The organism is Pseudomonas sp. H1_G08 (assembly GCF_054681355.1).
The window spans coordinates 5,202,205-5,225,417 of sequence record NZ_CP162822.1 but is presented as its reverse complement, the minus strand read 5'-3'; the positions used below and the strand labels follow the sequence as shown (position 1 = coordinate 5,225,417).

The window sequence follows — 23,213 nt, the reverse complement described above, 5'->3', positions numbered from 1 at the left end:
CCGTTCTCCTTAAGATTTTCGCGCGACGCGTTCGAGCAATGCCGTCAGCTCATCGAGCTTAGCAGAGAGTGCCTCAACGTCATGTTTAGACGGAATGCCGATCCGATTCAAGGCGCTGGCCACACGGTTGTCGAAGGCCTTCTCGACCTTGTCGAGCTGAACTTCAACGCGACCCTTGAACGAGCTGACCTGAGTGGCCGCGTCATCGATCTCGGCGTTGGCCGCATGGAGTTTTTCGCTGACGGCTTTTTTGCCTTTCTTTTCAACAGTTTGACCGGCGGCTACGAGCTCTTGAAAGTACTCGCTGCCCTCTTGGCCGACCTTGGTGTAGGCGCCCAGGCCTGCCAGCCAGATCTTGCGGGCATAGGATTTGACGTCGCTCAGGGTAGAAGTCGGAGCGTCGATTTTTTTCTTCAAAATGACTTTGGCCATGGTGCACCTCACGCGCAGAAGGTTTGAGGAACTGCCGGACGAGTGTCGGGCTCAGGCACAAAGTAGGGAGAAAAATTAGAAAGGGCACCCTAACCAGCGGGAGCATCACAAAACAAATGTGGGAGCGAGCCTGCTCGCGAATGCGTCATATCAGCCAACATTTCAGTCAACTGATACACCGCTTTCGCGAGCAGGCTCGCTCCCACAGGGGATTGGATTTCAATCTGAAAATCAGGCCAGGGCTTTGTCGAGGGCTTTCTCGATCTCGGCTTTGATCATGCCGCTCATGGCCGACATCATCAGGCCCAGTTCGACGTCGACCCTGATCGAATCGTCCGCCACATGCACCTCGCCTTTCACGCCCGAGCGCTTGAGGTTCAGGGTGTCGCCTGACCATTGCGGCTCCAGGCCGTATTGTTCATTGAGCTTTGCGGCCAGTTTGTCGGCCTTTTCGCGGGCGGCGTCCTTGCCCAGGGTATGGGCGCGCTCAACACTGATTTTGGCCATGGAATGACTCCTGATGATTGAATGGCTGACGTTGAATCTTGACCGCATCTGCGGCAAATCGTCCCGAAGGTTGCCCATCTTACCTTTAGCCATTCCAAGACAAAGCATGGCTTGGGGATTAGAATGTCGCGCATTCTCTTTTGGTGACAGCGATATGACTGATCAGCGCAAAGGCAGCGATGCCGAACCCACCACTCACTTCGGCTTCAAAAACGTTCCGGAAAGCCAGAAAGCGGAAAAAGTCGCTGAGGTTTTCCATTCCGTAGCCGCTAAATACGACCTGATGAACGACCTTCTGTCGGGCGGCATGCACCGTCTGTGGAAGCGTTTCGCGATCGAGCTTTCCGGCGTGCGCAGCGGCAACCGCGTACTCGACATCGCTGGTGGCACCGGCGACCTGACCCGCAAGTTCTCGAACCTCGTCGGCCCGACCGGCCAGGTCGTGCTGGCCGACATCAACGAGTCGATGCTCAAGGTCGGCCGTGATCGTCTGCTCGATCTGGGCGTTGCCGGCAACGTCGAATTCGTCCAGGCCGACGCGGAAAAACTGCCATTCCCGGACAACCATTTCGACTGCGTGACCATCGCCTTCGGCCTGCGCAACGTGACGCACAAAGAGGACGCGTTGCGTTCGATGCTGCGCGTGCTCAAGCCCGGCGGCCGCCTGCTGGTGCTGGAATTCTCCAAGCCGACCAACGCGCTGATGTCCAAAGCCTACGACGCCTACTCGTTCGCCTTCATGCCGCTGATGGGCAAGCTGATCACCAATGACTCGGAAAGCTATCGCTACCTGGCCGAATCGATCCGCATGCACCCGAATCAGGAAACCCTGAAGTCGATGATGGTCGAGGCCGGTTTCGACCGCGTGACCTATCACAACATGACCGCAGGCATCGTCGCCCTGCACCGCGGCATCAAACCCTGATGTTGCTCACCGGGCTGCTCGCCAGCGTCGAACTCGGCCTCAACCGGGTGCTGCGTCTCGACAGCACGGCGCTGCCGCGCCTGGCGCATCTGACCGGCAAGGTGATTGCCGTCGACTGCCGCAGCCCGGCGCTGCAACTGTTCATCCTGCCCAGCGACGAAGGCTTGATGCTGGCTTCGCAGTGGGCAGCGGATGTCGATTGCACGTTGCGCGCACCGGCATCGAGCCTGGTGAAACTGGCCCTGAGCAAGGACAAGACCGCCGTGCTGCACGCCCCGGAAGTCGAGCTCGATGGCGACAGCGGTGTGTTGCTGGAGCTGGCCGGCGTGCTGCAAAACCTCGAGCTGGACTGGGAGTACGAACTCTCGCGCTGGCTCGGTCCGGTCGCCACGCAATTGCTCGGCGGCCATCTGCGCAGCCGCGCGCGCTGGTATCAACAAGGATTTGCCAGCCTCAACCAGAATCTTGCCGAATACCTCGCCGAAGAATCACGCACCCTTGTCGGGCAGCGTGAAGCCGAAGCGCGATTCAGCGAACTGGACCGGATCAAACTCGATCTGGAACGACTCGAGGCGCGTTTCGAGCGCCTTTCCCGATCCCTCGACCCAAGCGATAACGCATGAAGCTGCTTGCCGTCCGCCGTCTGTTGCGCATCCAGCGCGTCGTGATCCGCTACCGCCTCGATGACCTGCTGTTCGATCTGCCGCTGCCCTGGTTCCTTCTGGCCGTGCGCTTTTTGCTGCCGTGGCGCTGGCTGCCGCGCAAGCCGCTGGAGCTCAACCGTGGCGCGCGCTTGCGTCTGGCGTTGCAGGATCTGGGGCCGATCTTCATCAAGTTCGGGCAGATTCTTTCGACCCGCCGCGACTTGCTGCCGGAAGACATCGCCGATGAGCTGATGCTGCTGCAGGACCGCGTGCCGCCGTTCGACTCGCAGCTGTCGATCAAGCTGATCGAAGAACAGCTGGGCAAGAAAATCAGCGAAGTGTTCAGCCGTTTCGACGTCGCCCCCCTGGCCTCGGCCTCGGTAGCGCAGGTGCATGCGGCGCAGCTCAAAAGCGGCGAAGAAGTCGTGGTCAAGGTCATTCGCCCAGGCCTGAAACCGATCATCGCGCAGGATCTGGCATGGCTGTTCATCCTCGCCCGCGCGGCGGAAAAATTCTCCGCTGACGCGCGCCTGCTGCACCCGGTCGACGTGGTGCAGGATTACGAAAAGACCATTTACGACGAACTCGATCTGTTGCGCGAGGCGGCCAACGCCAGCCAGTTGCGCCGCAACTTCGAAGGCTCGCAGTTGCTTTATGTACCGCAAGTCTATTGGGACTGGTGCCGGCCGAAAGTGCTGGTCATGGAGCGCATTTACGGCATTCAGGTCACCGATCTGGCGACCCTCGCTGACCAGCGCACCGACATGAAAATGCTCGCCGAGCGTGGCGTGGAGATTTTCTTCACTCAAGTGTTCCGCGACAGCTTCTTCCACGCCGACATGCACCCGGGCAACATTTTCGTCAGCACCGTCAATCCGTGGAGCCCGCAATACATCGCGATCGACTGCGGCATCGTCGGCAGCCTGACCCCGGAAGACCAGGACTATCTGGCGCGCAACCTGTTCGCCTTCTTCAAGCGTGACTACCGTCGTGTGGCGCAACTGCACATCGACTCGGGCTGGGTGCCGGCGGAAACCAAACTCAACGAATTCGAAGCGGCGATCCGTACGGTGTGCGAACCGATCTTCGAAAAACCGTTAAAAGATATTTCATTTGGCCAGGTGCTGATGCGCCTGTTCCAGACCGCACGCCGCTTCAACATGGAAGTGCAGCCGCAACTGGTGCTGTTGCAGAAGACCTTGCTGAACATCGAAGGCCTCGGTCGTCAGTTGTATCCGGATCTGGATCTGTGGAACACCGCGCAGCCGTTTCTCGAGCGCTGGATGCGCGAACGCGTCAGCCCGAAAGCCTTGCTGGGCAACGTGCAGAGCCAGCTGGAGCAGATTCCGCACCTGTCGAACATGGCCCGCGATCTGCTCGAACGCATGTCGCAACCCCACGCCAAAGACCCTCCGCCGCCGTGGCACAAACGCAAGGACGACTGGTTCCTGCGCCTGCTCGGCTGCGCGCATCTGGCCGGCGGCGCGATCCTCGCAGCGGGTGGTCCGTTGACCGAGTGGGCGCACTGGCCCGCCGGAATCATGATCGCGGTCGGTTTGTATCTGGTCGTTCGCCGATAGCACGATTGAGCTGCAAGTTATAAGCTGCCAGCTTCAAGCTTGACGCTACAGGCACGCCGCAACGTGCGTTTACTTGCAGCTCGAAGCTCATGGCTTGCTGCTGCTTTTCGAGATTTGACGATGAAAAACTGGCTGGACGAGATCAAGTGGGATGCTGACGGCCTGGTGCCGGCGATTGCCCAGGATCACAAGACCGGGCGCGTATTGATGATGGCCTGGATGAACCGCGAAGCGCTGGAACTGACCGCTGCGGAGAATCGTGCAATCTACTGGTCACGTTCCCGTGGCAAGCTGTGGCGCAAGGGCGAAGAGTCCGGCCATGTGCAGACCCTGCATGAAATGCGTCTGGACTGTGACGCCGACGTGATCATCCTGATGGTTGAACAGATCGGCGACATCGCCTGCCACACCGGCCGTCAAAGCTGCTTTTACCGGGTCTTCGAAAACGGCGACTGGAAAACGGTCGACCCGGTACTGAAAGACCCGCACGCTATCTATTCCGCAGGACACACACATGAGTGACACCCTGACCCGCCTCGCTCAGGTACTTGAAGAGCGCAAAGGCGCAGCCGCCGACAGTTCGTATGTCGCCAGCCTGTATCACAAGGGGCTGAACAAGATTCTGGAGAAAGTCGGCGAAGAGTCGGTCGAAACCATTATTGCCGCCAAGGATGCCGCGATCAGCGGCGATTGCAGTGATGTGATCTACGAGACCGCCGACCTGTGGTTCCACAGCATGGTCATGCTCGCCCAACTGGGGCAGCATCCGCAGGCCGTGCTGGATGAACTGGACCGTCGCTTCGGCTTGTCCGGACACGTCGAGAAAGCCTCGCGTCCGTCCGCCTGAACAACTTTTAGAGAGGAATCGCCACATGGGCATTTTTGACTGGAAACACTGGGTCGTCATTCTGATTGTCGTGGTGCTGGTGTTCGGTACCAAAAAACTGAAAAACCTCGGCACCGACGTTGGCGAATCGATCAAGGGCTTTCGCAAAGCCATGAACGACGACGAAAAACCGGCCGAGCCGAGCGTGACCCCGCCGGCCCAGCCTGTGCCACCGGTGCAGCCGCAAACCACCGCTCAGGCCAACCCGCCGCACACCATCGATGTGCAGGCGCAGAAAGTCGAAGAGCCGATCCGCAAAGACGTGTGAGCACTGACTAATGTTTGGTATCAGCTTCTCTGAACTGCTGCTCGTCGGCCTCGTCGCCCTGCTGGTGCTCGGCCCCGAGCGTCTGCCGGGCGCGGCGCGCACCGCCGGTCTGTGGGTCGGCCGCCTGAAGCGCAGCTTCAACGCGATCAAACAGGAAGTTGAACGTGAAATCGGTGCCGACGAGATCCGTCGGCAACTGCACAACGAACATATTCTGTCGCTGGAGCAAGAGGCGCGGAAGATCTTCAATCCGAACCAGCAGGAGCCGACGCCGGTCGAGCCTGTGGGCGAGCAGACGATTCACAGCGCTGCCGCTCCGACTCCTGCACCTGTTGTAACACCGCCAGGACCGGCGCCGGTTACCACAGACACATCGGTTGAACACGTAGCGCCCTCCGCCGCGCCGACTACACCAGCGCCTCAAGACCCTACACTGCCGCCGCGAGCCCCATGAGCGATCTTCCGGAAAACGACCAGCACATGCCGCTGGTATCGCACCTCACCGAGTTGCGCACCCGCCTGCTGCGTTGCGTGGCGGCGATCTTCATCATCTTTGCCGGGCTGTTCGCGTTCACCCAGCAGATCTACACCTTCGTCTCGACGCCGCTGCGCCAGTACCTGCCGGTCGGCGCGACGATGATCGCCACAGACGTGTCGTCGCCGTTCCTGACGCCGCTGAAACTGACGATGATGGTTTCGCTGTTTCTTGCGATTCCGGTGATCCTGCATCAGATCTGGGGCTTTATCGCTCCGGGCCTGTACAAGCATGAAAAACGCGTCGCGGTACCGCTGCTGATCTCCAGCATCCTGCTGTTCTACATCGGCATGGCGTTCGCCTATTACTTCGTCTTTCCATTGATCTTCAAATTCTTCGCCGCTGCCACCCCGGCCGGCGTGGAAATGATGACCGACATCGCCAGCTACCTCGATTTCGTCATGACGCTGTTCTTCGCTTTCGGCGTGGCGTTCGAGATTCCGGTGGCCGTGGTCCTGCTGGTGTGGATCGGCGTGGTCGACGTCAAATACCTGAAGAAGATCCGCCCGTACGTGATCATCGGCTGCTTCGTGGTCGGCATGATCCTGACCCCGCCGGACATCTTCTCGCAGACCCTGCTGGCTGTGCCGATGTGGATGCTGTTCGAGATCGGCATCCTCTTCGGCGCGCTGGTCAGCAAGCGCGAACGCCCGGACGAAACGCCGGCCGACGACCACAACGACCAGCCGCCAGCGACCCAGGCATGAACCTGCTGCTGCTCGAAGAGGCCGACTTCATTGCGGCCGACCGCGTGGTCCTGCGCGACCGGCGCCTGACCCACATGCAGGAAGTTCATCGCTCGGAAGTCGGCGACAGCCTGCGCGTCGGGCGCATCAACGGACTGATGGGTTCGGCTGAGCTGCTGCGTCTGGAAGCGGGCGAAGCAGAGTTGCGTGTCAGCCTTGATCAGCCACCGCCGGCCAAGCTGCCGCTGACCCTGGTGCTGGCCCTGCCCCGGCCGAAAATGCTGCGCCGCGTGTTCCAGACCGTCGCGACCATGGGTGTGGCCAAGGTGATTCTGGTCAACAGCTATCGCGTCGAAAAAAGCTTCTGGCAGACGCCGTTTCTGGAGCCGGAAGCGATTCGTGAGCAGTTGATCCTCGGGCTCGAACAGGCTCGCGATACGGTATTGCCGGAGATCGTCATCGAAAAGCGCTTCAAGCCTTTCGTTGAGGATCGGCTGCCGGCGATCAGCGCGGGCACCCTCGGCCTGGTCGGGCACCCCGGCCACTTCCCGCCCTGCCCGCGCGCCCTGAACGAACCGGTGACCCTGGCCATTGGCCCCGAGGGTGGCTGGATTCCCTACGAAATCGATCTGCTGGCCAAATCCGGCCTGCAACCGGTGCAATTGGGCGAGCGCATCCTGCGCGTCGAAACCGCCGTCACCGCCCTGCTCGCACGCCTGTTCTAGCGCGACACCGATCCTGTGTAGGAGCTGCCGAAGGCTGCGATCTTGATGTTGTTTTAAAAGCAAGATCAAAGGATCGCAGCCTCGTTGCACTCGTCAGCTCCTACAAGCCCCTACAGTCGCAGACAAGTGGCGTTACAGATTGCCACCACCCAGCCGATACAGCCCCTATAAGTCCAATTAAGTGGTCCGAAGGGAGTGGTCGCATGTACCGTTGGTTAGCCGAGAGTCTTGGAAACGTCAGCGTCAAACGCAAGCTGGGCATCGGTTTCGGCCTGGTGCTGTTGCTGACGCTGTTGATCACGTTCACCGGCTGGACCGGCATGAGCGGCATCATCAGCCGTGGCGACAAGCTCGGCTTCATTTCCAGCCTCAATGAGCTGACCAAAGACCTGCGCCTGGCGCGCATGGACTACGACATGCGTCGTGGTGAACAGGGTCCGGGCGCGGTCAATGAATTGCTCAGCAAACTCGAAAGCGGTTTGCAATCGGCACGCGGCATGATCGAGCAGCCGTCGGATGTGGCAATGGTCGATCAACAGCTTGCTGCGGTCGCCGAATACAAACGCGCTTTCGGCGAAATGACCCAGGCCACCGTGCACCGTGAAGATGCGCGCAGCAAGCTTGGCGCCAACGCTGACAATGCTGTGGCCAAGGTCGGCGAAGTCGAAAGTGCGCTGCTGCAAGGCGACAGCGTTGCGCAGTACAACGCTGTCATCGAGCTGAGCAAACTGTTGCAGCAGGCGCGCTATCAGGTGCGCGGCTACACCTACAGCGGCAAGGCCGATGCCGAGCAACCGGCGCTGACCGCCATCGACAACGCCTTGAAGAACCTCGAAAGCCTGCCGACCCGCGTGCCAGAGCAGCACATCGCCAACCTGCAGCAAGCCACCGATTCGCTCAAGGCTTACCGCGCCGCCGTCGCTCAGTTCCGCGATTCGCAGGTCAAGAACGCCGCCGCACTGGCCAACATGTCGGCTCAGGGCGACATCCTGATCGCGGCCAGCAAGAAGCTCACCGAATCGCAAACCGTGGTGCGCGACACCGATGCCGCCCATGCCAAGAACATGCTGCTGATCGCCACTGCGCTGGCGCTGGCCTTCGGTCTGATTGCCGCTTGGGCGATCACCCGACAAATCATCATTCCGCTGACCCAGACTCTGAAAGTGGCCGAGCGCGTGGCCGCCGGTGACCTGACCCACAACCTGGTTTCCCTGCGTCGCGATGAGCTCGGGCAATTGCAGCGCTCGATGCAAAGCATGACCCAAGGCCTGCGCGAGTTGATCGGTGGCATCAGCGACGGCGTCACGCAGATCGCCAGCGCCGCTGAAGAACTTTCGGCGGTGACCGAGCAGACCAGCGCCGGGGTCAACAATCAGAAGGTGGAGACCGATCAGGTCGCCACCGCCATGAACGAGATGGCCGCCACCGTGCAGGAAGTCGCACGCAATGCTGAAGAAGCCTCAGAGGCCGCTGTCGCCGCTGACCAACAGGCCCGTGAAGGCGACAAGGTCGTCGGCGAAGCCATCGCGCAGATCGAGCGTCTGGCAATCGAGGTGGGTCACTCCACTGAAGCCATGGGCGAGCTCAAGCGTGAAAGCGACAAGATCGGCAGCGTCCTCGACGTGATCAAGTCTGTCGCCCAACAAACCAACCTGTTGGCCCTCAACGCTGCCATCGAAGCGGCCCGTGCCGGGGAAGCCGGACGTGGTTTCGCCGTGGTTGCCGACGAAGTGCGCAGCCTCGCCCAGCGCACCCAGAAGTCCACCGAAGAGATCGAAGAGCTGATCGTCGGCCTGCAAAACGGCACTCAGCAAGTGGCGACGATCATGGACAACAGCCGCAGCCTCACCGACAGCAGCGTCGAACTGACCCGGCGTGCCGGTGGCTCACTGGAGAGCATCACCCGCACCGTCTCGGCGATCCAGGCGATGAACCAGCAGATCGCCGCCGCTGCCGAGCAGCAGAGCGCCGTGGCCGAAGAGATCAACCGCAGCGTGCTGAACGTGCGCGATGTGTCGGATCAGACCTCGGCGGCGAGTGAAGAGACCGCTGCGTCCAGTGTTGAACTGGCGCGGTTGGGCACGCATCTGCAGATGCTGGTAGGCCGTTTCAAAGTCTGAGTTGATGCACAACCCCGATTCGCCTGTAACCGAGGTGATGCCATTCGCGAGCAGGCTCGCTCCCACAGGGAAACGCATTCCAAGGTGGGAGCGAGCCTGCTCGCGAAGGCAGCGGCGCGGTTTGCGCGTCGTAGTTAACGGGCGCGCCAATTCGGCGACGGATGCTTTGCACTGGTTTTAGGTTTGATCGGTGTTTGTTCGCAGCTCAACAGCGGACATAAAAAAACCCCGCTGAATCAGCGGGGTTCTTTTATCAGGCCGGCTGAGCCTGCAGGCTCACCGGTCGCAGCGGCAGCAACGGCGCATGCGGATCGGCTTTCACCGAAGCGCGCCAAGCATCGAGCCACTCGGCAAGCCCTTCGGCCCAGACCTGCTCGTGCAGGCGTGCCAGTGCGACAGGGTCGCTGAGCAGTTGCAGACGATCATGGTTGTTCAGCCCGGCCGGGCCGACCTTGATCGCGTGACGCACACGTTCCTGACGCAGCCACTCGATCGGCTCGGCCTGGCCGTGACGCGAGGTCGCCAGCGAGCACGCCAGGGCGTTCTGCTGTGGATCGACCACGGCGCGGACGAAGCCGTCGTTGAGGGCGTGATAGCGGTTTTCGTGGGTGTACTGATCGGTTGCCAGCAAGGCCTGTGGCGGATTGTATTCCTCAGGGATGAGGAACAGGCTCTCGTCACGGGTCTTCAGACCAAGGCCGACACGGCTGGAGATCACCGAGACCGGGATCGACAGCATCAGCGAACCGACGATCGGCACCAGCCACCAGAGGAAGCTCGGGTTCAACCAGATCACCAGCAGCGCCCACAAGAAGCCCAGCAACGTCTGCGGACCGTGGCGCTTGACCGCTTCGCTCCATGGCGTCGAGTCGTCGTCACGCTGCGGCGAGTTCCAGGTCGCGGCCCAACCGAGGAACGCGGCGAGGACGAAGCGGGTGTGGAAAATCATCCGCACCGGCGCCAGCAGCATGGAGAACAGCATCTCCAGGAGCATCGACAGAGTCACCTTGAACTTGCCGCCGAACTCTTTCGCGCCCTTGGCCCAGATCAGGATGATGCTCAACAGCTTCGGCAGGAACAGCAGCACGATGGTCGTCGAGAACAGCGCGATGGCCTTGTCCGGGTGCCATTGTGGCCACAGCGGATAGAGCTGGCGCGGTTCGAGGAAGTACTGCGGCTCCATCAGCGTGTTCACCGCCAGCAGCGCGGTCGACAACACCAGGAAGAAGAACCACAACGGCGCCGACAGGTAGGACATCACGCCGGTCAGGAACACCGCGCGGTGCACCGGGTGCATGCCCTTGACCAGGAACAGGCGGAAGTTCATCAGATTGCCGTGGCACCAGCGACGGTCACGCTTGAGTTCGTCGAGCAGGTTCGGCGGCAACTCTTCGTAACTGCCCGGCAGGTCGTAGGCAATCCACACGCCCCAGCCGGCACGGCGCATCAGCGCAGCTTCGACGAAGTCGTGGGACAGGATCGCACCGGAGAACGCTCCTTTACCCGGCAACGGCGCCAGAGCGCAGTGGTCGATGAACGGCTTCATGCGGATGATCGCGTTGTGACCCCAGTAGTGCGATTCACCCAACTGCCAGAAGTGCAGACCGGCGGTAAACAGCGGGCCGTACACGCGGGTGGCGAACTGCTGCATGCGCGCATACAGGGTGTCCATGCCCGACGCACGCGGCGCGGTCTGGATGATCCCGGCGTCCGGCGTGGCTTCCATCAAGCGCACCAGACTGGTCAGGCACTCACCGCTCATCACCGAGTCGGCGTCGAGCACGACCATGTACTTGTAGTCACCGCCCCAACGACGGCAGAAGTCGTCGAGGTTGCCGCTCTTGCGCTTCACACGACGGCGACGACGGCGATAGAAGATCTTGCCGAAGCCCTTGGCCTCGCGGCAGACATCCAGCCAGGCCTGTTGCTCGGCGACGCAGATATCGGTGTCGTTACTGTCACTGAGGACGAAGAAGTCGAAGCGATCCAGATCACCGGTGGCCGCTACCGATTCGAACGTCGCACGCAGACCGGCGAATACACGCGGCACGTCTTCGTTGCAGATCGGCATCACCAGCGCAGTACGCGCATCTTTCGGAATCGGCTCGTTACCCGCGCTTTTCCCGGAGATACGGTATTTATCGTGGCCAGTGAGCAACTCGAGGAAGCCCATCAGTGCGGTCCAGAAACCGGCCGATACCCAGCAGAACAGAATCCCGAACAGAATCAGGATGCTGGTTTGCAGCGCATACGGCAGCACTTGCGTGGCGGTTTGCAGCAGCGGCTGATGCAGGACTTCTTCCAGATCGACGAACGACCAGCCTTGGTACGGCATGATGCCTTTCATGTACCAACCGGCAACGATGGTCTGGCCGAGCATCAGCAGCAACAGAATGTAGCGGCGGATCGAACCGACCGTGCGCCAGCGCGCGGCCGGCAGGACATTGGCGTCCTTCGGTGGCTGCGGCGGGTTGGTGCGCCCGGTCAGACGGCGCCAGCCACGCACCAGGATATTGGTGCGCCATGGCTCCGGCACGACCTTGGTGCGGCGGATCGGCGGGGTCGCCTTGAGGCTGACCCGACCGCTGGCATCGAGCACCAGCATTTCCGCTTCAGCCAGTTCTTCGGCAGTGCTCAGGGTCAGACGCTTGCCCACCGAAGCCTGGGCGGCTTCGGCAGGGGCGTCGAATGTCGAGGACGACAGGCGTTCATGCAGCTCGCTGAACGACTGGCAACCCGCGAGTTCCGCGCGTTGCTCGTCGGTCATCGGCAGATGCGCCAGATACTCGGACAGAGTCTCTGGCTGTACTGGTGAATTACTCATCGGCAGGCAACTGATAGCTCCAGGTCTCGGTCAGGACTTCTTCAGTCGGCGCCGATTCCGGTGTGGCTGGGGCCGCGTCGGCAGCGACTGGCTGCTTGGCGTCTTTGTTGGCCTTGTCCTTGGCGTCGGCTGCAGGCTTGGCTTCAGCCTGTTTGGCTTCGGCGGCCTTGGCTTCCTTGTCGAGTTTTTCCTGTTGCTTGGCAGCAACCTTGTCAGCCTTGGCGACCGACGAGTTGGAGGCCGGGACCGATTTGCCCAGATCCGCGGTGACCACCGGCTGAACCAGAGCAGCGCGCATCTCGGTTGCCTTGCTCGGATCCTTAATCTTCATCCGCAGGGTCAAACGCCAGCCCTTGGTTTCCGGGTTGTAGCGCACGCTGTTCTCGACCAGTTCGGCGTTGTCACCGACGCTGACCTGACTGCGCACGTCGGCATCCGGCGTCAGGGCCGCCAGCGACGGGCCTTCGAAGTCGACCAGATAGGCCACGCTGCCATCGGGCTGACGGATCAGGTTCGATTGCTTGACGTCACCGGTCGAACGCAGGGTCTGCGCCACCCAGGCGCTGTCCGGCGCATGGAGTGCTGCTTCGTCCATGGTCCAGTGCATACGGTAGGCGAAGTCCAGCGGCTGGCCTGGCTCCGGCATTTTTTCCGGGCTCCAGAACGCAACGATGTTGTCGTTGGTTTCGTCAGCGGTCGGAATCTCTACCAGATCGACAGTGCCCTTGCCCCACTCGCCCTTCGGCTCGATCCAGGCACTTGGGCGCTTGTCGTAGCGGTCGTCGAGGTCTTCGTAGTGGCTGAAATCACGGCCACGCTGCAGCAGACCGAAACCACGCGGGTTCTCGACGCTGAAGTTGCTCACAGCCAGATGTTTCGGGTTGTTCAGTGGGCGCCAGATCCACTCGCCGTTGCCGGCATGGATCGACAGACCGCTGGAGTCGTGCAGTTCACGACGGTAGTTGAGGACTTTCGACGGCTGGTTGGCGCCGAACAGGAACATGCTGGTCAGCGGCGCGATGCCCAGTTTGCCGACCTTGTCACGCAGGAACATCTGCGCCTTGACGTCGACGATGGTGTCGCTGCCCGGACGCAGGATCAAACGGTAGGCACCAGTGGCACGCGGCGAGTCGAGCAGAGCAAAGATCACCAGGTGCTTGTCGCCCGGCTTGGGCTGCTGAATCCAGAACTCGCGGAAACGCGGGAACTCTTCACCCGACGGCAGCGCGGTATCGATCGCCAGACCACGGGCCGACAGACCATAGGTGTGGCCCTTGCCGACGACGCGGAAGTAGCTCGCGCCGAGCATGGTCATGATCTCGTCTTGCTTGTCGGCCTTGTTGATCGGGTAAAGCACACGGAAACCGGCATAACCCAGTTGCTCGGTGGCTTTCGGATCGAATTTCAGATCGCCGAAATCGAAGCGGCTCGGATCGTATTTGATCTCCGAGACGGTATTGGTGGTGATTTCGTTGATTTTCACCGGTGTATCGAAGTGCATACCCTGGTGATAGAAGGAGAGCTTGAACGGCGTCTTCTGATCGGCCCACTCAGCCTTTTCGGTGAGGAAGCGGATCTTCTGGTAGTCCGCGAACTTCATTTCGCGGAATTCGTTCGGCAGGTTGCTGCGCGGGGCTTCGAACTTCTGCCCGGCCAGCTCTTTGGCCTTGGCCGATACGTCGTCAAGATTGAACGCCCAAAGCTGACCGGCGCTGAGCAGGCACAGGAGCGCCGAACCCGCTACCAGAGCACTTCGCATGCGTTTGGCAGACATTTTTGCTGCATTACAGGGACTAACAATCACGAGCAACCCTCGCCGAAAACAGATCAATAAACCAACGGCCAGCTATCTTTATGCCAGGTTGGCGAGCATTGTTCCGACTCCGCCGGGGCAAAATGATTCCCCAATCGGATCCAGACAAGTCTCTACCTAAGTCAAAACGGATCAACGAATGTCGATCCCCGCAGCGCGCGATTATCTAGTAGCCCGGATGACAACGCATCAGGGGTAACAAAGTATTTATCGCGAAAACAGCCTAAAAACAGTCGAAATTTCCGAAAAAGGTGTTTCAGGCACTGTCAGGTCTGTAACAAAAAGGTAACCGGGCCATCGTTGACCAGGTGCACCTGCATATCGGCGCCGAATCTACCTGATGCCACAGTGCCATGCACCTGTTTCGCCTGGCTCAATAAATAGTCGAACAATTCCTCACCCAGTGCCGGCGGTGCGGCCGTGGAAAAGCTCGGGCGCAGGCCGCTTTTGGTGTCGGCGGCAAGTGTGAACTGAGAGACCAGCAGCAACCCGCCACCCACATCCGCCAGGGACAGATTCATCTTGCCCTCGGCGTCACTGAATACTCGATAGTTAAGCAGCTTATGCAGAAGTTTGTCGGCGCTGGTACGCGTATCGTCGGGTTCTACCGCGACCAGCACGAGCAAACCCTGATCGATTGCGCCGACTACCTCGCCGGCGACCTCTACCCGCGCGCCGCTTACGCGTTGTAACAGCGCCTTCATGCTTCTTCGAGTGGCAAGTCGAGCAGGCGCTGGGCCATTTTGCTCGCCGCGCGCACCAGCGCATCGGTGATGCCCGGCTCGGACGCAGCGTGGCCGGCGTCGCGGATCACCTGCAATTCGCTGTTCGGCCAGGCCTGGTGCAATTCCCAGGCGTTGTCGAGCGGGCAGATCACGTCGTAGCGACCGTGAATGATAACGCCGGGCAGATGAGCGATCTTGCCCATATCGCGGATCAGCTGGTTCGGCTCAAGGAAGGCGTTGTTGGTGAAGTAGTGGCATTCGATCCGCGCGATCGACAGCGCGCGCTGCGGCTCGGAGAAACGATCGACCACCAGCGGGTTCGGCCGCAGGGTCGCGGTACGCCCTTCCCAGGTCGACCACGCCTTCGCTGCATGCATCTGGGCGATCTGGTCGTTGCCGGTCAGGCGTTTGTGGAAAGCACTGAGCAGGTCGTCGCGCTCGTCCAGCGGGATCGGCGCGATGTAGTCCTGCCAGTAATCCGGGAATAGACGGCTGGCGCCGGCCTGATAGAACCATTCGATTTCCTGCGGACGGCAGAGGAAAATCCCGCGCAGAATCAGACCATGGACCCGCTCCGGGTGGGTTTGCGCGTAGGCCAGCGCCAGGGTCGAACCCCACGAGCCGCCGAACAGCACCCATTTTTCAATGCCCAGGTGTTTGCGGATGCGCTCAAGGTCTTCGACCAGATCCCAGGTGGTGTTGTTTTCCAGGCTGGCGTGCGGGGTGGAGCGACCGCAGCCGCGCTGGTCGAAGGTGACGATGCGATACAGATTCGGATCGAAATAGCGTCGGCTCTGGGCGTCGCAGCCGGCGCCGGGGCCACCGTGGATGAATACGACCGGCAATCCTTCCGGCGAGCCGCTTTCATCGACGTACAGCGTGTGGGTGTCATCGACAGCCAGATCGTGCCGGGCGTGGGGTTTGATCTGCGGAAACAAAGTCTGCATTGCGCGCTCCGTAAGGGGTCGAGGTCATCCCTGGGGGGACTCGTATTATTCTGCCGTTGGGCATCATAAACCCGATTTGCGTCAATGAGCATGCTCCGGGGCCTGATCGTTCCCACGCTCTGCGTGGGAACGCCTCTTGGGACGCTCCGCGTCCAGTGACGCGGAGCGTCACGGGCTGCATTCCCACGCAGAGCGTGGGAACGATCAAAGATCGCAGCCTTCGGCAGCTCCTACAGGGGTGCATCAGGCGTTGTGGTGTTTTTCACCCCAAGCGAGCAGTCCCTGCAGCAATTCCCTGAGCACCACCCGCGTCGGTTCGGCCAGATCGGCGCGGTAGCGGAACGGTTCGAACTCTTCCATGTAGGTGGACTGGCACAGTTCCAGCTGCACGGCGTGGATGTTCTGCGCCGGGTCGCCGTATTGGCGGGTGATGTGCCCGCCTTTGAAGCGACCGTTCAGCACATGGGTGAACTGCGCGTGCTGCGCACAGATCGCTTCCAGTTGACTCGCCAGTTGCGCATCGCAACTAGCGCCATTGAAGGTGCCAAGGTTGAAGTCCGGCAGTTTGCCGTCGAACAGGTGCGGGATGAGCGAGCGGATCGAGTGCGCATCGAACAACAGCGCGTAACCGAATTCGGCTTTCAGTCGCGCCAGTTCCTCCTGCAAGGTGCGGTGATACGGCGTCCAGATCTGCTCCAGATAAGTCGCGCGTTCCTCTTTCGACGGCTCCTGCCCCTCCTCAAACAACGGAATGCCGTCGAACAACGTCGCCGGATACAACCCGGTGGTCGCCCCGGCATACAACGGCTTGTCGTCGGACGGCCGGTTGAGGTCGATGACGAAACGCGAATACTCGGCAGCCAGGGTGCTGGCGCCCAGTTCCTCGGCAAAATCGTAGAGCTGCGGGATATGCCAGTCGGTGTCCGGCAAACTCTTCGCGGCGGGGATCAACCCGGCTTCGACCGCCGGGGTCAGACGCACGCCGGCGTGGGGCATGCTGATCAGCAGCGGCACGCGGCCTTGTTTGAAACTCAGAACCTTGTCCACAACCGCCCTCCTAGAAATTCGATTCGACGCCGTGACGCACGACGCGCTTGTCCAGATCGCCACCGAGCCAATAGGCCAGATCCGCTGGACGCTCGATGTCCCACGCCACGAAATCAGCGACCTTGCCGACCTCCAGCGAGCCATGGGTCTGCGCCATGCCCATCGCCTGCGCGGCATGGATGGTCGCCCCGGCCAGAGCTTCTTCCGGGGTCATGCGGAAACAGGTGCAGGCCATGTTCAGCATCAGGCGCAACGACAGCGCCGGCGAGGTGCCGGGGTTGAGGTCGCTGGCGATGGCGATTTTCACCTTGTGCTTGCGCAGCGCTTCCATAGGCGGCAACTGGGTTTCGCGCAAAAAGTAGAACGCGCCCGGTAGCAGCACGGCGACGGTGTCGGCGGCGGCCATGGCGATGGCATCGTCCTCGTCCATGAACTCCAGGTGATCGGCGGACAAGGCTTTGTAGCGCGCGGCGAGGCTGGAGCCGTGCAGCGAGGACAATTGCTCGGCGTGCAGCTTCACCGGCAGTCCGAGTTGTTGCGCGGCGACGAAGACCCGCTCGACCTGCTCCGGCGAAAACGCCAGGTATTCGCAGAACGCATCCACGGCGTCGACCAAACCTTCGGCGGCGAGGGCCGGAAGCATCTGCTCGCAGACCAGATCGATGTAATCGTCGGCGCGATCCTTGTACTCCGGTGGCAACGCGTGCGCCGCCAGGCAAGTGCTGCGCACGCTGATCGGCAGCTCTTCGGCCAAGCGCCGGATGACCCGCAGCAGCTTGCGCTCGTTGGCCAGATCGAGACCGTAGCCGGATTTCATTTCCACCGTGGTCACGCCGTCGCGCATCAGGCTTTTCAGGCGTTTGGCGGCGCTGGCGAACAACTCGTGCTCAGTGGCTTCGCGAGTGGCGCGCACGGTGCTGGCGATGCCGCCGCCCTGCGCGGCGATCTCGGCATAGCTGACGCCTTGCAGGCGCTGCTCGAATTCGCCGCTGCGGTTGCCGCCGAACACGGTGTGGGTGTGGCAGTCGATCAGACCGGGGGTGACCCACGCACCCTGCAAATCATTGACCGCCGGGTATTCGCCGGACGGCAATTGAGTGCGCGGGCCGATCCACTCGATCAGCGTGCCGGACGTCACGATCGCGGCATCCTCGATGATCGAATAGGCGCCGTTGGCCATGGTTGCGACGTAGCAGTGTTGCCAGAGGGTTTTCACTGTTGGCCTCCGTTTGGGTTTGTATGGTGAGCAGCCTCAAAAGCCCCTCACCCTAGCCCTCTCCCAGAGGGAGAGGGGACTGACCGTGTTGTTCCGTCGAGATATGCCGACCTGAAATTTCTCAGCCGAACTCACGTTGCGAAAACAATGAAGATCGGCTCCCTTCCCCCTCTCCCCCTTGGGGGAGAGGGCTGGGGTGAGGGGGAGCGATTTCACTAACAATACAAATCTCCCCGTAAAGCGCTTACAAACTAGGCAACAACTGCCCAGCGACAAGCTGGGTCAAGCACCGCGACGCCAGCAATTCAGTCGCCGCATTGATGTCCGGCGCAAAGAAGCGGTCCTTCTCATAGAACGGCACTTCCTTGCGCAAGATCGCCCGCGCCTGTTCCAGCTTCGGCGAAGTCTTCAGGCCGTTGCGCAGATCCAGGCCCTGCACTGCCGCCAGCCACTCCACGGCGAGAATGCCGCGAGTGTTCTCAGCCATTTCCCACAGGCGCTTGCCGGCGGCCGGGGCCATCGATACATGGTCTTCCTGGTTGGCCGAGGTCGGCAGGCTGTCCACCGAATGCGGGTGGGACAACGCCTTGTTTTCGCTGGCCAGCGCCGCAGCGGTGACCTGGGCGATCATGAAACCGGAGTTCACCCCGCCATTGGCCACCAGGAACGGCGGCAGTTGCGACATGTGCTTGTCCATCATCAGCGAGATGCGGCGTTCGCTCAGCGAGCCGATTTCAGCGATGGCCAGGGCCATGTTGTCAGCGGCCATGGCTACCGGTTCGGCGTGGAAGTTGCCGCCGGAAATCACGTCGCCTTCAGCGGCGAAGACCAAGGGGTTGTCGGAAACCGCGTTGGCTTCGACCGCCAGCACTTCAGCGGCCTGGCGGAACTGGGTCAGGCAGGCGCCCATGACTTGCGGCTGGCAGCGCAGCGAGTACGGGTCCTGGACCTTGTCGCAGTTCTGATGCGAGGCGGAGACTTCGCTGCGCTCACCGAGCAGATCGCGGTAGGCCGCAGCGGCATCGATCTGCCCTCTCTGCCCACGTGCGGCATGAATGCGCGCGTCGAACGGCGAGCGCGAACCAAGCACGGCTTCTACGGTGAGACTGCCCAGCGCCACTGCACCGGCAAACAGATCTTCGCCTTCGAACAGGCCGCGCAGGGCAAACGCTGTGGAAACCTGGGTACCGTTGAGCAGCGCCAGACCTTCTTTAGCCGCTAAAGTCAGCGGCGCCAGGCCGGCGACTTTCAGTGCTTCGGTGGCTTCAAGCCATTCGCCCTTGTAGCGCGCCTTGCCCTCGCCCAGCAGCACCAGCGACATGTGCGCCAACGGCGCCAGATCCCCCGACGCACCGACCGAACCTTTCAGCGGAATGTGCGGATAGACCTCGGCATTGATCAGCGCGATCAGCGCATCGATCACCTGCCGACGGATGCCGGAAAAACCACGGCTGAGACTGTTGACCTTGAGCACCATGATCAGTCGCACAAGGTCATCGCTGATCGGCTGGCCGACGCCGGCAGCGTGCGAGAGCACCAGCGAACGCTGCAGGTTCTCCAGGTCTTCGCTGGCGATGCGCGTCGAGGCCAGCAGGCCGAAACCGGTGTTGATGCCGTAGGCGGTGCGGTTCTCGGCGAGGATCTGTTCGACGCAGGCGACGCTGGCCTCGATCTGCGCGCTGGCGCTGTTGTCGAGGGTCAGTGTGACCGGGTTCTGATAGACGTCACGCAGTTGGGCCAGGCTCAGTTGGCCGGGGATCAGATTCAGCGCAGTCATTAAAATGCTCCTGTCAGGCATTGTTATTAACTACCAGTCGCTCCGGAGCATTCCGTTATCCGTCGTTTCTCGTCTTGTGAACGATCCACGCCTTGGCACGCTGGTATGGGTAGTTGTCAGTGCAAATTCGGTAGAACGTTGTGCGGCAGATTCGGGTCTTTCAGCACGGTCGCAGCGGCAGCGATATCCGGCGCCAGCCAGCGATCCTGATCGTAGGCGGGGACCGTTTCGCGCAGCAGTTTCCACGCGCGGTCAGTGCCCACGCCAAAGCGCTGTTCCTTGAGGAATTCAAACGCCTGCGCCGCCAGCAGGTATTCAATTGCGAGGATCTGCGTGCAGTTTTCCAGCGCGCGATGCAGCTTCAGCGCGGCGTTGGTGCCCATGCTCAGGTGATCTTCCTGCAGGCCCGAGGTGATGTAGTTGTCGAGTACCGCCGGTTGCGCCAATTGACGGTTTTCCGCACACAGCGAGGCGGCGACGTATTGCACGATCATCATCCCCGAGTTGACCCCGGGATTGGCCACCAGAAACGCCGGCAGACCGCTGACGTGCGGATTGACCAAACGGTCCAGACGGCGCTCGGCAATCGAGCCGATTTCGGCCATGGCAATCGCCAGCAGATCCGCAGCCATCGCCACGGATTGACCGTGCGGGTTGGCCTGCGACATCACCCGGAAATTGTCCGGTGTGCCGAGCAGTAACGGGTTGTCGGTGCAGCCGTTGAGTTCGGCTTCGACCTGTTTGATCGCATGCGCGAGTTGATCACGCGCGGCGCCGTGGACCTGCGGGATCGAACGGATGCTCAGCGCGTCCTGAGTGCGAATGCCTTTGCTTGCGGCGATCACTTGGCTGCCATCGAGTAATGCACGCAGATTTTCGCCGACCTGCTGCATGCCCGGATGCGGCTTGAGCGCAATGATCTCGGCATCGAAGGCATCGATCTGGCCGCGCTGGGCTTCGAAACTCATCGCACCAATGACATCGGCCCATTGCAACAGCCGCGTAGCATCGGCAATCGCCAGGCAACTGAGGCCGGTCATGCAGGGCGTGCCGTTGACCAGACACAAGCCATCCTTCGCGCCGAGCTGCACAGGTTGCAGGCCCTCTTCGGCCAGCGCCTGTTGCGCCGAAATGATCTGCCCGCGATAACTGACATTGCCAACGCCGAGCAGCGCGATGCCGATGTGCGCCATGTGCGTCAGGTAACCCACCGAACCCTGCGACGGCACCTGCGGGGTGATGCCGCGATTGAGCAGCGCCAGCAGCCCTTCGACCACACGCCGATGCAGGCCGGACTTGCCGTGGCTGTAGTTGTGAACAGCAGCGCAGATGATCGCGCGGGTCTGCTCGTCGCTGAGCACCGGGCCGACACCGCAGGCATGGCTGAGCAAGGTGTTGCGCGAGAGTTGGCTGAGCTGTTCGTCCTGCAGCGAGACGTTGGACAGACCGCCCAGACCGGTGTTGACGCCATAGGCGCGCTCGCCGCTGGCGACGATGCGCTGGACGATGGCCTGAGCGTTATCGATGCGCGCCCAGGTTTCGCTGGACAGTTCCAGTGGCGCACCGTGCCGGGCAACGGCGACCACGTCCTGCCAACGCAGAGGGCTGCCTGTGATAGCGATTTTTTCAGCCTGGGACATCTAAAACCTCATACCAATTCTGTTGATGCAAGTAACCCTGTGGCGAGGGGATTTATCCCCGTTGGGTGGCGAAGCCGCCCCAAACCATGCCCGCAAATCCGTCAGACAGACCGCAGTGGCCGGTTTTACGACTGCTTCGCAGCCGAACGGGGATAAATCCCCTCGCCACAACGGCCACTCAGTCTCAGACCACCGCCGCGCGCCGCTGTACGAACCGGTCGACATACTCATCCGCCGGCGAGTGCAGGATCTCTCTTGGCGTGCCCACCTGGATCAACCGGCCATCCTTAAGAATCGCGATGCGATTGCCAATGCGCACGGCTTCGTCGAGGTCGTGGGTGATGAAGACGATGGTTTTGTGCAGGGTCTTTTGCAGTTCCAGCAACTGGTCCTGCATCTCGGCGCGGATCAACGGATCCAGCGCACTGAACGCTTCGTCCATGAGGATGATGTCGGTGTCCGCCGCCAATGCACGGGCGAGGCCGACGCGCTGACGCATGCCGCCGGAGAGCTGGTGCGGGTATTTGTTTTCGTAGCCTTTGAGGCCGACGGTGTTGATCCAGTGCAACGCGCGTTCGGCGCAGACCTGCTTGCTTTCGCCACGTACTTTCAGGCCGTAGGCGACGTTATCGAGCACGGTCTTGTGCGGCAGCAGGCCGAAGCTCTGGAACACCATGCTGATCTTGTGTCGGCGAAATTCACGCAGGGCGTCCATGTCGTACTGCAGGATGTCCTCGCCATCGACCAGAATCGCCCCGCTGGTGGGGTCGATCAGGCGATTGAAGTGGCGCACCAGGGTGGATTTGCCCGAGCCGGACAGGCCCATGATCACAAAGATTTCGCCAGTGCCGATACTTAGCGACAAGTCATTAACGCCGACCACGCAACCGGTTTCGTTGAGCACCTGGTCCTTGCTCTTGCCCTGGCCGACCATGGCCAGCGCGTCCTTGGCGCGGTTGCCGAAAATCTTGAAGACGTTGCGCACTTCGATCTTGCTCACGCTTGCATTGCTCATTTGCTCACCTCATGGCGTGGCCGACCGTACGCTTGAGTGATGCGGTCGATGACCACCGCGAGAATCACGATCGCCAGCCCGGCTTCGAGACCACGGCCGACGTTGAGCGTCTGAATGCCCACCAGTACGTCTTCACCGAGGCCGCGGGCGCCGATCATCGAGGCGATCACCACCATCGACAGGGCCATCATCGTGGTCTGGTTGATCCCGGCCATGATGCTCGGCAGGGCCAGCGGCAGTTGCACGCCGAACAGTTGCTGCCAGCGGTTGGCGCCGAAGGCATTGATCGCTTCCATGACTTCGCCGTCGACCTGGCGAATGCCCAGATCGGTCAAGCGAATCAGCGGGGGCGCGGCGTAGATCACCGTGGCGAAAATCGCCGGCACCTTGCCCAGGCCGAACAGCATCAGCACCGGAATCAGGTAAACGAAACTCGGCATGGTCTGCATGATGTCGAGCAGCGGCATCAGCACCGAACGCAGGCGATTGCTGCGTGCAGAGAGAATCCCCAGCGGGATGCCGATCAGCACCGAAATGATCGTCGCGACCATCATCAGCGCCAGGGTCTGCATGAGTTTGTCCCAGAGGCCGACCGCGCCCACCAGAAACAACAGACCGACAATCACGGCGGTGGTCACGACTTTGCGCGTGGCGTGCCAGGCGATGACACCGACGATTGCCAGCATCAACCACCACGGCGCCGCACGCAGCAAACCTTCGAGACTGACGATGGCCCACAACAGCGTGTCGGAGATATGCCGGAACACGTCGCCGTAGTTGGTCACCAGCGAATCGACCCAACCGTTGACCCAGTCGGCGATGGAAAAGGTAAAGCTTTCGGGAAACATAAGGGACTCTCAATCAAGGGGTTGCGATCAAGCGTCCGGCTGCCGTGGCTGGC

General features: G+C 61.3%; 22 protein-coding genes and 1 pseudogene. 11 read left to right on the top strand and 12 right to left on the bottom strand.

Annotated elements, in window-relative coordinates:
* Positions 1-9: 9 nt before the first annotated feature.
* Entirely contained in the window at positions 10-432 is a 423-nt protein-coding gene (locus AB4N85_RS23740) for a phasin family protein (protein ID WP_076565216.1), read from the bottom strand.
* Positions 433-663: 231 nt separating this feature from the next.
* The gene (locus tag AB4N85_RS23735; RefSeq protein ID WP_076565213.1) at positions 664-939 is read right to left on the bottom strand and encodes a polyhydroxyalkanoic acid system family protein; all 276 of its coding nucleotides are present in this window, start codon (positions 937-939) and stop codon (positions 664-666) included.
* Between the two features lie 154 nt (positions 940-1,093).
* On the opposite strand from AB4N85_RS23735, the gene ubiE reads away from it, so the two are divergent.
* From ubiE to AB4N85_RS23680, 11 genes and pseudogenes are all read left to right on the top strand, one after another.
* Positions 1,094-1,864, top strand: a complete 771-nt coding sequence (gene ubiE, locus AB4N85_RS23730; RefSeq protein WP_016772069.1) for a bifunctional demethylmenaquinone methyltransferase/2-methoxy-6-polyprenyl-1,4-benzoquinol methylase UbiE — start codon at positions 1,094-1,096, stop codon at positions 1,862-1,864.
* Positions 1,864-2,487: a ubiquinone biosynthesis accessory factor UbiJ gene (locus tag AB4N85_RS23725; RefSeq protein WP_150638021.1), complete on the top strand. Its 624-nt coding sequence runs from the start codon at positions 1,864-1,866 to the stop codon at positions 2,485-2,487. Before ubiE ends, AB4N85_RS23725 begins: the two co-directional genes overlap by 1 nt.
* Entirely contained in the window at positions 2,484-4,088 is a 1,605-nt protein-coding gene (ubiB, locus tag AB4N85_RS23720) for a ubiquinone biosynthesis regulatory protein kinase UbiB (protein WP_056787303.1), read from the top strand. The genes AB4N85_RS23725 and ubiB overlap by 4 nt, the downstream gene beginning before the upstream one ends.
* 120 nt (positions 4,089-4,208) lie before the next feature.
* Positions 4,209-4,610: a phosphoribosyl-AMP cyclohydrolase gene (gene hisI / locus AB4N85_RS23715; protein WP_007899278.1), complete on the top strand. Its 402-nt coding sequence runs from the start codon at positions 4,209-4,211 to the stop codon at positions 4,608-4,610.
* Entirely contained in the window at positions 4,603-4,935 is a 333-nt protein-coding gene (locus AB4N85_RS23710) for a phosphoribosyl-ATP diphosphatase (protein WP_003220849.1), read from the top strand. Before hisI ends, AB4N85_RS23710 begins: the two co-directional genes overlap by 8 nt.
* Before the next feature lie 25 nt (positions 4,936-4,960).
* Complete coding sequence (locus AB4N85_RS23705) at positions 4,961-5,242, top strand: twin-arginine translocase TatA/TatE family subunit (protein ID WP_016772073.1); 282 nt, start codon at positions 4,961-4,963, stop codon at positions 5,240-5,242.
* Between the two features lie 10 nt (positions 5,243-5,252).
* A complete protein-coding gene (gene tatB, locus AB4N85_RS23700; RefSeq protein WP_095181038.1) occupies positions 5,253-5,696 on the top strand; it encodes a Sec-independent protein translocase protein TatB in 444 nt (147 codons plus the stop codon).
* Positions 5,693-6,484, top strand: coding sequence for a twin-arginine translocase subunit TatC (gene tatC / locus AB4N85_RS23695; protein ID WP_016772075.1), 792 nt, complete (start codon positions 5,693-5,695; stop codon positions 6,482-6,484). Before tatB ends, tatC begins: the two co-directional genes overlap by 4 nt.
* On the top strand, positions 6,481-7,188 hold the full coding sequence (locus tag AB4N85_RS23690; protein WP_056787298.1) for a 16S rRNA (uracil(1498)-N(3))-methyltransferase: 708 nt from the start codon (positions 6,481-6,483) through the stop codon (positions 7,186-7,188). The genes tatC and AB4N85_RS23690 overlap by 4 nt, the downstream gene beginning before the upstream one ends.
* Positions 7,189-7,391: 203 nt before the next feature.
* A pseudogene (locus AB4N85_RS23685) lies at positions 7,392-8,453 on the top strand (methyl-accepting chemotaxis protein); the annotation flags it as partial.
* Positions 8,436-9,308: a methyl-accepting chemotaxis protein gene (locus AB4N85_RS23680; RefSeq protein ID WP_370695128.1), complete on the top strand. Its 873-nt coding sequence runs from the start codon at positions 8,436-8,438 to the stop codon at positions 9,306-9,308. The pseudogene AB4N85_RS23685 and the gene AB4N85_RS23680, both read left to right, overlap by 18 nt.
* Before the next feature lie 253 nt (positions 9,309-9,561).
* On the opposite strand, the gene mdoH is transcribed toward AB4N85_RS23680, so the two are convergent.
* The 10 genes from mdoH to AB4N85_RS23630 form a co-directional block, all read right to left on the bottom strand.
* Positions 9,562-12,132, bottom strand: a complete 2,571-nt coding sequence (gene mdoH, locus AB4N85_RS23675; protein ID WP_056787293.1) for a glucans biosynthesis glucosyltransferase MdoH — start codon at positions 12,130-12,132, stop codon at positions 9,562-9,564.
* The gene (locus tag AB4N85_RS23670) at positions 12,125-13,906 is read right to left on the bottom strand and encodes a glucan biosynthesis protein G (protein ID WP_162098724.1); all 1,782 of its coding nucleotides are present in this window, start codon (positions 13,904-13,906) and stop codon (positions 12,125-12,127) included. The genes mdoH and AB4N85_RS23670 overlap by 8 nt, the downstream gene beginning before the upstream one ends.
* A gap of 305 nt (positions 13,907-14,211) precedes the next feature.
* On the bottom strand, positions 14,212-14,649 hold the full coding sequence (gene dtd, locus AB4N85_RS23665; protein ID WP_056787289.1) for a D-aminoacyl-tRNA deacylase: 438 nt from the start codon (positions 14,647-14,649) through the stop codon (positions 14,212-14,214).
* Positions 14,646-15,617 (bottom strand): prolyl aminopeptidase, encoded by a 972-nt coding sequence (gene pip / locus AB4N85_RS23660; protein ID WP_056787286.1) that lies wholly within the window; start codon positions 15,615-15,617, stop codon positions 14,646-14,648. The genes dtd and pip overlap by 4 nt, the downstream gene beginning before the upstream one ends.
* Positions 15,618-15,860: 243 nt before the next feature.
* Positions 15,861-16,664, bottom strand: coding sequence for an N-formylglutamate deformylase (hutG, locus tag AB4N85_RS23655; RefSeq protein ID WP_252868650.1), 804 nt, complete (start codon positions 16,662-16,664; stop codon positions 15,861-15,863).
* 10 nt (positions 16,665-16,674) lie between these two features.
* Entirely contained in the window at positions 16,675-17,880 is a 1,206-nt protein-coding gene (hutI, locus tag AB4N85_RS23650; RefSeq protein ID WP_252868649.1) for an imidazolonepropionase, read from the bottom strand.
* Between the two features lie 244 nt (positions 17,881-18,124).
* Positions 18,125-19,657: a histidine ammonia-lyase gene (gene hutH / locus AB4N85_RS23645; RefSeq protein ID WP_252868648.1), complete on the bottom strand. Its 1,533-nt coding sequence runs from the start codon at positions 19,655-19,657 to the stop codon at positions 18,125-18,127.
* 116 nt (positions 19,658-19,773) lie between these two features.
* Positions 19,774-21,297: a histidine ammonia-lyase gene (hutH, locus tag AB4N85_RS23640; RefSeq protein WP_252868647.1), complete on the bottom strand. Its 1,524-nt coding sequence runs from the start codon at positions 21,295-21,297 to the stop codon at positions 19,774-19,776.
* Positions 21,298-21,481: 184 nt separating this feature from the next.
* Positions 21,482-22,312 carry a quaternary amine ABC transporter ATP-binding protein gene (locus AB4N85_RS23635; protein WP_016772086.1) on the bottom strand — a complete coding sequence of 277 codons (831 nt, stop codon included), beginning with the start codon at positions 22,310-22,312 and terminating at the stop codon, positions 21,482-21,484.
* Positions 22,309-23,160 (bottom strand): ABC transporter permease, encoded by an 852-nt coding sequence (locus AB4N85_RS23630; RefSeq protein ID WP_016772087.1) that lies wholly within the window; start codon positions 23,158-23,160, stop codon positions 22,309-22,311. The genes AB4N85_RS23635 and AB4N85_RS23630 overlap by 4 nt, the downstream gene beginning before the upstream one ends.
* Positions 23,161-23,213 lie beyond the last annotated feature (53 nt).